Raw genomic sequence first — 12,645 nt, 5'->3', positions numbered from 1 at the left:
CGGCGCGCATCGGGACGACATCGTCTCCTCCACCATCATCGTTGATGGTCTCCGAGCCTGGGAACGCAAGTTTCCGGGCTTTTTTTGTTGATGGGGCGCAGTGCGGCGCGCATCGCGGAAACGGTGCGGCGTGAATCCGCCCCCGGTGCTACGATCGGGCTTTGCCTTCGGGAGCCCCCATGAACGCGCTCGGCATCGTCTCCGAATCGAGCACCCGGACGTCGGCGCGCAAGCCGCCGTTCATCCCGTCGTTCGGCTTCCACGAAGTGCACGAATCGAAGCCGATCGATGCCGCGCCGGCGCGCATCATCGACACGGTCGCCACGCTCGACATGCGCACGGATCCGATCGTCGACGCGCTGCTCAACGTCCGCGAATTCCCGGCAGCCGTTGCCGCATCGCTGCGCTCCGGCGCCACACGCGTCGAACGAGAACGCTTCGGCCTCCATGCGTTCACGCCGCTGCATCGCGACGAAACGTCGCTGTCGCTCGGCCTCGTCGGCCGCTTCTGGCGCCCGGACCTCGGCGTGCTGAAGATCGCCGACGCGGCGGCGTTCGTGCGGCACGACGATCCGCGCGATGCGAAGCTGGTGCTCCGCTTCGAAGTCGTCGGGCTCGCGTCGGGTGCGCACCTGCTGCGCACCGAAACCTTCGTGCATTGCCCGACCGCCCGCACGCGGCTGCTGTTCATGCCGTACTGGCTCGCGATCCGGATGGCGAGCGGCTGGATTCGACGCCGCACGCTGACGGCTGTCGAAATGGCGCTGGCGTAGGGCGTCGCCGCACCTGCCATTGCGGCACGTGCAGGCTATCCGCATCAACACGGCTTGATCACGACCAACCCGGCGACGAGCGCCGTCGCGGCCTCGACCGCACCTGCCGCCTGCCCGAGCCACGGCGCCGTAAACCCATGCGCACGCAACCGTCAGGATTGCCATCAAATTCCGCCGCAACCCGTCTTCCGCCACAGCATCGCGCCAACCGGACCCGATCGATGACCCGCATCCGCAACCCCCTGAACCTCGCGCAGCTCCAGGCGTTCGTCTCCGCCGCGCATCACAAGAGCCTGCGCGCCGCCGCGCGCGAACTCGGCGTCACGCAGCCCGCGGTCACGCATACGATCCGCGAGCTCGAAACGGCGCTCAACGCGGAACTGCTCGCGCGCAGCGTGCGCGGCGTCGAGCTGACCGCGTGCGGCCATGCGCTGCTGCCGCGCGCCGAGCAACTGCTCGGCGATATCCGCCGCACGGTCGAGGCCGTCGAGCAGGTGAAAGGCGAGATGTCGGGGCGCGTGGCGGTCGGCACGATGCCGTCGATCGCGCTCACCGCGCTGCCGCACGCGGTGACGGCGTTCCGCCAGTCGATGCCGAACGTGAGCCTGCATCTCGAGGAAGTGACGGTGCCCGACGCGCTCGCGCAGTTGCGCAACGGCACGCTCGACATCGCTGCGATGCACCACGTGCCCGCGCTCGACCGCGATTTCACGCAATTGCCGCTGCTGTCGACCGAATTCACCGTCGTGATGCGCGAAGGCCACCCGCTTGCGCATACGCGCCGGTTAGAGGAATTACTCGATGCCGAGTGGATCGTCACCGTCGGCGCCGAGCAGTTTCCGCACAGTGTGATGGTCGGGATGTTCGAGGCGCACGGGCTGCCGCTGCCCAAACGTTTGCTGCGCTCGCCGATGTCGTTCGCGGTGACGCTCGGGCTCGTCGCGCGCTCGGACGTGATCGGCTGCTTCACGCGCCCGCTCGCCGCGATGGTCGCGCCGCTGGGCATCCGCACGGCCGAACTCGACGAAACCATGCCGCGCTTCGACCTGTCGATCATCGCGCGGCGCGACCTGCTGCCCACGCCCGCCGTCACGCAATTCGTCACGTGCCTGCAGCGCGCGGTCAACGAAACGCTCGGCTGAATCGTTCCTGTGTCTGAAACGGCGTCGCCCCTCATGCGCCGCCGCCGGGCCCGGTATCGGGGCTTGTCCTAGGCGCCCCGCCGGTATTTTGTCTTGATAATCTTCCGCACGTCGCGCGCCCCCATCGGGCGGGCGAAACGGACTGTCCGACGCGAAGCCGCGCCGGGCCGAAGGCTTACGGCGCGGCACAACCGCGCACCCATCGAACAAAACGAGGAGTCACCGAGTGAAAAAGATTCTTGCGGCTGTGACCGTAGCCCTGCTCGCCGTATCGGCAGGCACCGCGTATGCGAAGGACTGGACGACCGTGCGGTTCGGCGTCGACGCAAGCTACCCGCCTTTCGAATCGAAAGGCGCTGACGGCAAGGTTGTGGGTTTCGACGTCGACCTCGGCAACGAAATCTGCCGCCGCATGAACGCGAAGTGCGTGTGGATCGAAAACGACTTCGACGGGATGATTCCCGCGCTGAAGGCCCGCAAGTTCGACGGCGTGCTGTCGTCGATGTCGATGACGCCGGCGCGTCAGGAACAGATCGCCTTCTCGGCGAAGCTGTTCAACACGCCGACGCGCCTCGTCACGAAGAAGGGCGCGAACCTGCAGCCGACGGCCGAATCGCTGAAGGGCAAGTCGGTCGGCGTCGAGCAGGGCACGATCCAGGAAACCTATGCGAAGACGTACTGGGCGTCGAAGGGCGTGAACGTCGTGCCTTACCAGAACCAGGACCAGGTCTACGCCGACCTGATCTCGGGCCGTCTGGACGGCGCGCTGCAGGACGCGGTGCAAGCTGAAATCGGCTTCCTGAAGACCCCGCGCGGCGCGAACTTCGATTTCGCCGGCAAGGACATCGACGATCCGAAGACGCTCGGCAACGGCGCCGGCATCGGCCTGCGCAAGGAAGACACCGACCTGAAGGCGAAGATCGACGGCGCAATCGCCGGCATGCGCAAGGACGGCACGTACGACAAGATCGCGAAGAAGTACTTCGATTTCGACGTCTACGGCAAGTAATCCGCCCGGCAAGCATACGCTTCGCCTCGGCACGAACGGGCTCCGCAAGGAGCCCGTTTTTTTGCGCGGGCCCGTGCCGGCAGCGTTATTTTTTCCGCCCCAACCTGATGATTCTCAAAGGGAAACGGCGTGTTCTGGCGCCGGTTTGATGGCGGCGAGGAAGGCAACGTACAATCGATCTTCCACGCACACCGGATCATTCGCGGCTGCGCCGCACTCCCCCATCATGCAAACGCAGACCCATCCGCTGATTTCCCCCGCCGTCGGTACCGAACGCCAGATCGCGAGCTTTCACTACGGCCCGCGCGGCGGCAAGAAGGTCTATATCCAGTCGTCGCTGCACGCGGACGAACTGCCCGGCATGCTGGTCGCCACGCTGCTGCGCCGCAAGATCGCCGCGCTCGAGACGGCCGGCAAGCTGCGCGGCGAAGTCGTCATCGTGCCGGTGCCAAACCCGATCGGCCTGTCGCAACACGTGTTCGGCGATCACCTCGGCCGCTTCGAGCTCGGCTCGATGCAGAACTTCAACCGCAATTTCTACGATCTCGCGGCGCTCGTGCTGCCGCGCGTCGAACACCGCCTCACGAACGACGCGCAGCACAACCTCGTCGCCGTGCGCGCCGCGATGCGCGAAGCGCTCGACGAGCAGAAGCCGCGCACCGAGCTCGACTCGCAGCGCCTCGCGCTGCAGAAGCTGTCGTTCGACGCCGACATCGTGCTCGACCTGCACTGCGACAGCGATGCGGTGATGCACCTCTACACGAATCCCGATCTGTGGCCGGACGTCGAGCCGCTGTCGCGCTACCTGGACGCACAGGCGTCGCTGCTCGCGCTGAATTCGGTCGGCAACCCGTTCGACGAAATCCACAGCTTCTGCTGGTCGGACCTGCGCAACCGCTTCGGCGACCGCTTCCCGATCCCGAACGGCGCGATTTCCGTCACGATCGAACTGCGCAGCGAGCGCGACGTGTCGTACGAGTTCGCCGAAAAGGACGCACAGGCGATCGTCGAATACCTGACCGAGCGCGGGATCGTCGACGGCACGCCGGCGCCGCTGCCGCCGCTCGCGCATCCGGCCACGCCGCTCGCGGGCACCGATCCGCTCGTCGCGCCGGTGTCGGGCGTGATCGTGTTCCGCACGCCGGTGGGCGTGATGATCGAGGCCGGCCAGGCCGTGGCCGACATCGTCGATCCGCTGACCGATCGCGTCGTCACGCTGAAGAGCAGCGTGTCGGGCGTGCTGTACGCGCGCCAGATCGTACGCTTCGCGACGGCCGGCATGGAAGTCGCGCGGATTGCCGGCGCGACCGCGATCCGCACGGGTTCGCTGCTGTCGGCCTGAGCGGCCGGTGTGCGCGCCGGAGCACGGCGCGCACGTATCGCGCATACCCGCCCGCACCAACGAAATCGCCCGCTTGCGCGGGCGATTGGCTTTCCGGATCGTCGATCTTCGGCCATCCGGTACGTGAAAACGTTCAGAACGCCGGGATGATCGCGCCGCCGAACTTCTGGTCGATGAACTTGCGCACGTCGTCCGATTCATAGGCCGCGACGAGCTTCTTCACCCACGGCTTGTCCTTGTCCTGTGCGCGCACCGCGATCAGGTTCGCGTACGGCCCGCGCAGATCCTCGATCGCGATCGCATCCTTCACCGGCGTAAGCCCGGCCTTCACCGCGTAGTCGGTGTTGATCGACGCGGCATCGACGTCGGGCAGCGCGCGCGGCAGCTGCGCGGAATCGAGCTCGACGATCTTGATCTTCTTCGGGTTCTCGGCGATGTCGAGCGGCGTCGCATTCACGCCGTTCGCGCCGACGCCCGGCTTCAGCTTGATCACCCCGTACTTCTGCAGCAGCAACAGCGCGCGGTTGCCGTTCGACGGATCGTTCTGGATCCCGACCTTCGCGCCCACCGGCAAGTCCTTCAGCGACTTGATCTTCTTCGAGTAGAAACCCATGGGCGCCGTGTACGTGAGCCCGACGTTGACGATCTTGTAGCCGCGCTGCTTGATCTGGCTGTCGAGGAACGGCTGGTGCTGGAAGCCGTTCGCGTCGAGATCGCCGGCATCGAGCGCCGCGTTCGGCTGAACGTAGTCGTTGAATTCGATGACCTTGATCGCGAGACCTTCGCGCGCGGCGACCTTCGTCACCTCGGTCCAGATCTGCGCGTCGGGGCCGCTCATCGTGCCGATTTTCAGCGTTTGGGAGTCGGCGTGGGCGCCGGGCGCCGCGAATGCCAGCGCGGCGGCAAGTGCGCCGAGGCCGGTCAGGAATGAACGTCGCATGGTGACCTCTTGTCCCGTGTCGTTTGTTGGAACACGGATCGTGGCATGGGGCCGGAACGCCGCCAACCAAGCTTATTTCATGTACATATTCCTGATTTCGGACGAATCTCAGTCTGAATCGGTATAACCACCGACTATACAACCGGGCAGAATTCGGTGTCGCATCGACGCCACAGATTCTTCATATGACAGTCGCTGTCATATTCATTACGTGGCCCCTCGATAAAGTTGCCGCCGGTCCGTGAAAGCGCCCATAGAGAGCGCCGGAACCGCAACTGGACACGCCATTTATTCGCTCGGAGAATCCTTTGAACAAGAAACTGTTGACCATCGCCGTTCTGGCAGCAACGGCCGGCACCGCACACGCACAAAGCAGCGTGACCCTGTACGGCGTCATCGATGCCGGTATCAGCTACGTGAACCACAGCAAGACCGCCAACGGCGGTACGGGCAAGCTGTTCAAGTACGACGACGGCGTTGCCCAGGGCAGCCGTTGGGGCCTGCGCGGCACCGAAGACCTCGGTGGCGGCCTGAAGGCGATCTTCGTGCTCGAAAACGGCTTCAACAGCGGTAACGGCACGCTCGGCCAGGGCGGCGCGATCTTCGGCCGCCAGGCTTACGTCGGCCTGAGCCAGTCGCAATACGGCACGGTCACGTTCGGCCGCCAGTACTCGTTCTCGACGGACATCCTCGGCTCGAACTACTCGACGGGCGGCAACACGGTCGCGGGTAACTACGCGTACCACGTGAACGACCTCGACCAGCTCACGTCGAGCCGCATCAACAACGCCGTGAAGTTCCAGAGCGCGAACTACTCGGGCTTCACGTTCGGCGCGTTGTACGGCTTCTCGAACTCGACGGACTTCGCAGGCGCACCGGCGACGACGACGGGCACGACGACGACGGCAGGCTCGTCGCGCGCATACAGCTTCGGCCTGAACTACGCGAACGGCCCGTTCTCGCTGGGCGCGGCGTACACGGACATCCGCTTCCCGAGCCAGTCGGCGCCGGCCTTCTCGACGACGATCGCGAATATCGCAACGGGCAACGTCCGCGACCTGCGCACGTACGGCGTCGGTGGCCGCTACGTCTGGGGCCCGGCAACGGCATGGCTGCTGTGGACGCGTACGCAGTTCTCGACCGTGTCGGGCGCGGGCGGCACGTTCTACAACGCGTATGAAGCAGGCGCGAAGTACGCATTCACGCCGGCGCTGTCGGGTGGCCTCGGCTACACGTACACGAACGCGACGCAAAGCGGCAACTCGTGGCACTGGAACCAGGTCAACGGTATCGCCGACTACGCACTCAGCAAGCGTACGGACGTGTACGGCCTGGTCGTGTACCAGCAAGCGTCGGGCAAGGGCGTGCAAGCGCAGATCGGCTCGAGCACGAGCTACTTCAATACGTCGGGCACGGGTTCGAAGAACCAGATCGCCGCACGTATCGGTATCCGTCACAAGTTCTAAAGCATCCGCTTAACTCGCGGATCACGACGGCAAGAAGCGCCCCGCTCCACGCGGGGCGCTTTTTTATGGGCTTTTAAGTTTCGCTTAATTCTGGGCTGAGAGGATGCTCTCACCCCCCCTGTTGGCCGCCTGAACATCGGCGGCTTTTTTTTTGAACCGCCGACGGCGCCGCCATCGATTGCCCACAAGACAAGACAGGATCGGAGGCCATGATGATCGAAGATACCGTTTTCAGCCATCTGCACGCGATTCTGACGTGCCAACACTCGATGCCGGTCCAGAGCTGCCGCGTATCGGTCGAAATGCAGCGCCCGTGGGGCCGGCCGTATCGCCTCGTCGAATGGACGATGCATCTCGACGCGCCCGCGCGGCGCCAGATCGTGCCGGCCGAATCGACCGACGAAGAGATCGCCGAGGTCGTCGCCTCGCACGTGCCGGGCAGGCTTTACGGCGACGGCCGCCTGCAGTTCTGAGCGCCTTCCCGCTTCATCCGCTTCCCTGGTATCACTCGCGCCGCACGCATCGTGCGGCAGTCGGTCTCGTTTGATACCGCAACGAAACCTGCTACGCTGCGCGTTTTCGTCCACGCAACACACGATGGAAAACGCATTCAACGAACGGGGCGTGATGATCACGCGCAACGGCCTGTCGGCCGCCGGGCAGGTATTCGCACTCCGTGACATCCGCCAGGTCGACGTCGTCAAGATTCCGAAGAACCGCCTCGTGCCGTCGCTGATCTCGCTGATCGGCGCGGCCGTCGCCGTCGCAGGCGGCATCGCCGGATCGAGCGCCGCGCTCGTCATCGGCGTGATGCTCGTCGTCGTCGGCTACCTTGCGTGGGCCACGCAGGACGTCACGTATCGCCTGATGGTCGAGATGCCCGACGGCAAGCGCGAAGCGCTGTCGAGCGTCGACGTCGAGTTCGTCGAACGCGTCGCGCAGGTCGTGCGCGATGCGCAGGCCGCGAAAGCCGCCGGCTGATTCCGTTCGCTTCCCGGCACGCTTCGATTCGCGGTGCGCCGGCCACGCGTGGCGCGTTTCGCGCCGCGCAACGGCAGCGTCGATTGCCCCGTCGAATCGCATTCCGCCTCCCCGTCGCCCACACCGCGCCTGCGCGGCGACCGCCGACCGCCTAGTATGGAAAGAGCGGCTCGCCGCCGCATTGTCCGATGGAGGCCAGCATGAACGTCCAGACGCTGTCCGGCACGCTTCGCGCGCAGGAACTGCTGATCGTGTCGATGATCCGCGCGCTTCCCCCTGACACACGCCGAGCGCTCGTCGACCTCTACACCGAACAGATCGCGTTCGCCGAGCAGGCCGGCCTCGAAGGCCACGGCGATCGCGCGACGCATGACGCGTTCATCACGCATGCGCGCAACCTGCTGATTCGCATCGAAGCGCTGGCCTAGGGCCTGCGTTTTTCCCGAATTTCCCGCCGTGGCTCGCCCGAGCCGCGCAGGTAAGCGCTCACCCACGCGAGCCGCTTTCCGTTCTTGTATTGATAATAATTCTCATTTACACTGGTAAAGTTATCAGTTGCCTTTCAATTCGCCGCTCGCCGCCTTCCGTGCGCGGGCGGGCCAGCCAGGTGAACGCGTCACCCAGCCAGCCTTCGGGCTTGTCATCATCAATGGGAGACCACCTGTGCATTGCTATACGCTGGCGCGGCGGCCGATCTGTGCCGCGCTGTTCGGCGCGTTCGGCCTGTCCGCCGCCACGGCTCACGCCGATTCGACGCCGCAAGGCGCCAACCCGCCTGCCACCCTCCTCGTCGCCGCGTCCACGCGCGGCGACGCGGCGCTGCTCGATCCCGTCACCGTCACGGCCAACCGCACCGCCACGGCCGCGAGCCGCACGGCAGCGTCCGTGTCGGTGATCACCGACGAGGATCTGGAAGAACAGCAGGCCACCAACATCAAGGACGCGCTGCGCTACGAGCCGGGCGTCACCGTGCGCCGCACCGCGTACCGGCCCGGCAACGCCGCGCTCGGCGGCGGCCGCGACGGCGATTCGAGCATCAACATCCGCGGCCTCGAGGGCAATCGCGTGCTGCTGATGGAAGACGGCATCCGCCTGCCGAACGCGTTTTCGTTCGGGCCGCTCGAAGCGGGCCGCGGCGACTACGCCGATCTCGACACGCTCAAGCGCATCGAGATCCTGCGCGGGCCGGCGTCGGCGCTGTACGGCAGCGACGGCCTGACCGGCGCGGTGAACTTCATCACGAAGGACCCGCGCGACCTGCTGTCGATCTACAACAAGCCCTATTACTTCTCGTTCCGGCCGAGCTACGACTCGGCTGACCGCAGCGTCGGCGCGACCGTGTCGGCCGCGGGCGGCAACGATCGCGTGCAGGGGATGATCATCGCCGACGGCCGGCGCGGCCACGAGGTCGACACGCGCGGCAGCAACAACTCGGCGAGCACGCTGCGCACCACGTCGAACCCGCAGGACGTCTATTCGGAATCGCTGCTCGGCAAGCTCGTGCTGACACCGACCACGCGCGACACGATCAAGTTCGCCGCCGAAACGGTGCAGCGCCGCGTGAGCACCGACGTGCTGTCGGCGATCAGCCCGCCAACCACGCTCGGCCTCACGACCTACGACCGGCTCGAGCGCAACCGCTTCAGCGTCGACTACGATTTCCGCGACGATGCGTTCCGCTGGTTCCAGACCGCGCACGTGCAGTTCTACTACCAGGACGCGAAGCAGGACCAGTACGCGTTCGAGACGCGCGGCCGGGCGGCTTCGCGTTCGCGCGACAACCAGTACAAGGAACGCACGTTCGGCGGCTCCGCGTTCGCCGAAAGCGGCTTCGCGACCGGCCCGTTCGCGCACAAGCTGCTTTACGGCGTCGACGGCAGCGTGTCGCGCGTGACGAACCTGCGCGACGGCACGGTGCCGGGCGTCGGCGAGGCATTCCCGAACAAGGCGTTCCCCGACACCGACTACACGCTGTTCGGCGCGTTCGTGCAGGACCAGATCGGCTACGGCCGCCTGCTCGTCACGCCGGGCCTGCGCTTCGACACGTACCGGCTGAGCCCGACCGAGAACGATCCGTTGTTCACGGGCAAGGCCGTGTCGACGAGCGCGAACGAACTGTCGCCGCGCGTCGCCGTGCTCTACGAGATCACGCCCGCGGTCATCCCGTACGTGCAGTACGCGCACGGCTTCCGCGCGCCGACGCCCGACCAGGTGAACAGCAGCTTCTCGAACCCGGTGTACGGCTACACGTCGATCGGCAATCCGAACCTGAAGCCGGAGACGAGCGACACGTTCGAAGCGGGCTTGCGCGGCAAGGCCGGCACCGGCTACGGCGTCGTGCGCTACAGCGCCGCCGCCTTCACGGGCCGCTACCGCAACTTCATCTCGCGCACGACGATCGCCGGCAGCGGCCGGCCAACCGACCCGTTCGTGTTCCAGTACGTGAACTTCGCCGACGCGCGCATTCACGGCCTCGAAGGCCGCGCCGAGTGGGTGATGCCGAACGGCATCACGCTGAAGACGGCGATGGCGTTCACGAAGGGCTCGACGCAGAACGACGGCGCGGCCAGCCAGCCGCTGAACACCGTCAACCCGTTCTCGGCCGTGTTCGGCGTGCGCTACGAGCCGACCGAGCGCTGGTACGTGCAGACCGACCTGCTGTTCCAGGCCGCGAAACGCGACAAGGACATCGACAAGTCCGACTGCTCGAACAAGGCGTGCTTCTCGCCGCCGTCGTCGTTCGTCGTCGACCTGCGCGGCGGCTACCGCTTCAACAAGCACGTGAGCGCGACGATCGGCATCCGCAACCTGTTCGACCGCAAGTACTGGAACTGGTCGGACGTGCGCGGCATCGCCGCCGATTCGCAGGTACTCGACGCGTATACGTCGTCCGGTCGCACGGTCGCCGTCAGCATGAAAGTGGATTTCTGATGCGCACCGCCCGCGCTGCCACCCCAACCGTTACTTGAAGGAGTCCGACATGATGCAATCCGCCCTTCCCGGTCAACCGGCCACGCCGGCCCGCGCAGCCGCTGCACTGCGCGACGCGTTCATCAAGCTCAAGACCGAGCGCCAGTTGCGCAACCGCGACGTCGCGCAGGCGCTCGGCGTCAGCGAAGGCGAGGCGCTCGCCGCGTTCGTCGGCGAGCACGTGGTGCGGCTCGACGCGCGCTTTCCGGCGATGTTCGAGGAAATGCCGCGCCTCGGCCGCGTGATGGCGCTCACGCGCAACGACACGGCCGTCCACGAAAAGGATGGCGAATACGCGCAGATGAGCCACGATGGCCCCGTCGGGCTCGCGCTCGGCGATATCGACCTGCGCATCTTCTATCGTCACTGGGTATCGGCGTTCGCGGTGCGCGACGAGACCGCGCACGGCCCGCTGAAGAGCCTGCAGTTCTTCGACGCGCAGGGTCATGCGATTCACAAGGTCTACCTGCGCGCGCACAGCGACCACGCCGCGTACGACGCGTTCGTCGAGCGCTGGCGTGCGCCGTCGCAGGAGCCGGGCCTCGAGGTCGCGCCCGCCGCGCCGAAAACGCCCGAGCGCGCCGACTCCGAGATCGACGTCGCGGGTTTCCGCACCGCGTGGGACGCGATGACCGACACGCACCAGTTCTTCGGCATCACGCAGCGCTTCGGCGTGAGCCGCATGCAGGCGCTGCGGCTCGCCGATCCGCAACACGCGTATCCGGTCGAAACCGCGCATGCGCTGCGCCACGTGCTCCAGCAGGCCGCGCAGAGCGGCCAGCCGATCATGGTGTTCGTCGGCAATGCCGGGATGATCCAGATCCATACGGGCCCCGTCGCGAACGTACGCGAGGTCGGCGCCTGGATCAACGTGCTCGATCCGGGCTTCAACCTGCATGTGCGCGAGGACCTGATCGCCGCCGCGTGGGTCGTGAAGAAGCCGACGAGCGACGGCATCGTCACGTCGCTCGAGCTGTTCGATCGGCAAGGCGACCACGTCGCGCTGCTGTTCGGCGAACGCAAGCCCGGCAAGGTGGAACGCGACGACTGGCGTGCGCTCGTCGCGACGCTGCCGGCCGCGGCACGCGGAGGCGCGCGGTGAGCGCGCGACCGTTCGATCCGCGCCGCCGCGCGGTGCTGGCGAGCGCGGCGGCCGGCGCGCTCGCGGGCGCGCTGCCCGGCAGCGTGCTCGCCCAGGGTGCGCAGGCCGCGCCGAAACGCGTGGTCGTGATCGGCGGTGCGCTCGCGGAAACCGCGTTCGCGCTCGGCGGCGCGGAAACGCCGCGCTACCGGCTCGTCGGCGCCGACACGACCTGCACGTACCCCGACGCCGCGAAGCGGCTGCCGAAGGTCGGCTACCAGCGCGCGCTGTCGGCCGAGGGGCTGCTGTCGCTGCGGCCCGATCTCGTGCTCGCGTCGGCGGAAGCCGGCCCGCCCACCGCGATCGCGCAAGTCAAGCACGCCGGCGTTGCCGTCACGACGTTCGATGAACGCCACGACGTCGAATCGGTGCGCGCGAAGATCACCGGCGTCGCGCAGGCGCTCGACGTGCGCGACGCGGGCACCGCGCTGCTGCAACGTTTCGACCGCGACTGGCAGGCCGCGCGCGAGGCGGTCGCCGTCCGTGCGCCCGGCGGCGCGCAGCCGTCGCGCGTGCTGTTCGTGCTGAACCATACCGGCAACCAGGCGCTCGTCGCCGGCCAGCGCACGGCCGCCGACGCGATGATCCGCTACGCGGGCGCGCGCAACGCGATGCAGGGCTTCGATCACTACAAGCCGCTGACGACCGAAGCGCTGGCCGCCGCCGCGCCCGACATCGTGCTGATCTCAGACGAAGGGCTCGCGGCCGTCGGCGGCCGCGCCGCGCTGCTCGCGACACCCGGCTTCGGCGCGACGCCGGCCGGCCGCGCGCAGCGTGTGGTGGCGCTCGACGCGCTGTTCCTGCTCGGCTTCGGCCCGCGCCTGCCGCTCGCCGTCACGACCCTGCACCGACGCCTGTCGGATGCGCTCGCCTGATTCCGG

12 protein-coding genes are annotated in these 12,645 nt (G+C 66.9%); 11 read left to right on the top strand and 1 reads right to left on the bottom strand.

The annotated features are described in order from the left end of the window. Positions 1–179 precede the first annotated feature (179 nt). The 4 genes from CFB47_RS19375 to CFB47_RS19360 all read left to right on the top strand — a co-directional run bounded on the left by CFB47_RS19375 (position 180) and on the right by CFB47_RS19360 (position 4,266). Complete coding sequence (locus CFB47_RS19375; protein WP_089441501.1) at positions 180–773, top strand: hypothetical protein; 594 nt, start codon at positions 180–182, stop codon at positions 771–773. A 221-nt stretch (positions 774–994) separates the two neighbouring features. Beyond that, entirely contained in the window at positions 995–1,915 is a 921-nt protein-coding gene (locus tag CFB47_RS19370; protein ID WP_179258961.1) for a LysR family transcriptional regulator, read from the top strand. 226 nt (positions 1,916–2,141) lie between these two features. After that, complete coding sequence (locus tag CFB47_RS19365; protein ID WP_089459116.1) at positions 2,142–2,924, top strand: ABC transporter substrate-binding protein; 783 nt, start codon at positions 2,142–2,144, stop codon at positions 2,922–2,924. Positions 2,925–3,150: 226 nt separating this feature from the next. Further along, positions 3,151–4,266, top strand: coding sequence for a succinylglutamate desuccinylase/aspartoacylase family protein (locus CFB47_RS19360; protein ID WP_089461974.1), 1,116 nt, complete (start codon positions 3,151–3,153; stop codon positions 4,264–4,266). A gap of 133 nt (positions 4,267–4,399) precedes the next feature. On the opposite strand, the gene CFB47_RS19355 is transcribed toward CFB47_RS19360, so the two are convergent. After that, a complete protein-coding gene (locus tag CFB47_RS19355) occupies positions 4,400–5,206 on the bottom strand; it encodes a MetQ/NlpA family ABC transporter substrate-binding protein (protein ID WP_089459118.1) in 807 nt (268 codons plus the stop codon). A 308-nt stretch (positions 5,207–5,514) separates the two neighbouring features. Here CFB47_RS19355 and CFB47_RS19350 point away from each other — a divergent pair, with 308 nt between their 5' ends. From CFB47_RS19350 to CFB47_RS19320, 7 genes are all read left to right on the top strand, one after another. Then, positions 5,515–6,672, top strand: coding sequence for a porin (locus CFB47_RS19350; protein WP_089461973.1), 1,158 nt, complete (start codon positions 5,515–5,517; stop codon positions 6,670–6,672). Between the two features lie 212 nt (positions 6,673–6,884). After that, positions 6,885–7,145, top strand: a complete 261-nt coding sequence (locus CFB47_RS19345) for a DUF2866 domain-containing protein (RefSeq protein WP_011353838.1) — start codon at positions 6,885–6,887, stop codon at positions 7,143–7,145. A 124-nt stretch (positions 7,146–7,269) separates the two neighbouring features. Then, positions 7,270–7,653 (top strand): DUF6232 family protein, encoded by a 384-nt coding sequence (locus CFB47_RS19340; RefSeq protein ID WP_089461972.1) that lies wholly within the window; start codon positions 7,270–7,272, stop codon positions 7,651–7,653. A 200-nt stretch (positions 7,654–7,853) separates the two neighbouring features. Next, on the top strand, positions 7,854–8,081 hold the full coding sequence (locus CFB47_RS19335) for a hypothetical protein (protein WP_039350095.1): 228 nt from the start codon (positions 7,854–7,856) through the stop codon (positions 8,079–8,081). A 235-nt stretch (positions 8,082–8,316) separates the two neighbouring features. After that, positions 8,317–10,584: a TonB-dependent hemoglobin/transferrin/lactoferrin family receptor gene (locus tag CFB47_RS19330; RefSeq protein ID WP_089461971.1), complete on the top strand. Its 2,268-nt coding sequence runs from the start codon at positions 8,317–8,319 to the stop codon at positions 10,582–10,584. A gap of 49 nt (positions 10,585–10,633) precedes the next feature. Continuing rightward, positions 10,634–11,725 carry a hemin-degrading factor gene (locus CFB47_RS19325; RefSeq protein ID WP_089461970.1) on the top strand — a complete coding sequence of 364 codons (1,092 nt, stop codon included), beginning with the start codon at positions 10,634–10,636 and terminating at the stop codon, positions 11,723–11,725. Then, positions 11,722–12,639 carry a hemin ABC transporter substrate-binding protein gene (locus tag CFB47_RS19320; RefSeq protein ID WP_089461969.1) on the top strand — a complete coding sequence of 306 codons (918 nt, stop codon included), beginning with the start codon at positions 11,722–11,724 and terminating at the stop codon, positions 12,637–12,639. The genes CFB47_RS19325 and CFB47_RS19320 overlap by 4 nt, the downstream gene beginning before the upstream one ends. Positions 12,640–12,645 lie beyond the last annotated feature (6 nt).

Source organism: Burkholderia sp. AU27893, assembly GCF_002223205.1.
GTDB lineage: Bacteria > Pseudomonadota > Gammaproteobacteria > Burkholderiales > Burkholderiaceae > Burkholderia.
This window is presented reverse-complemented; position numbering and strand designations above follow the sequence as displayed.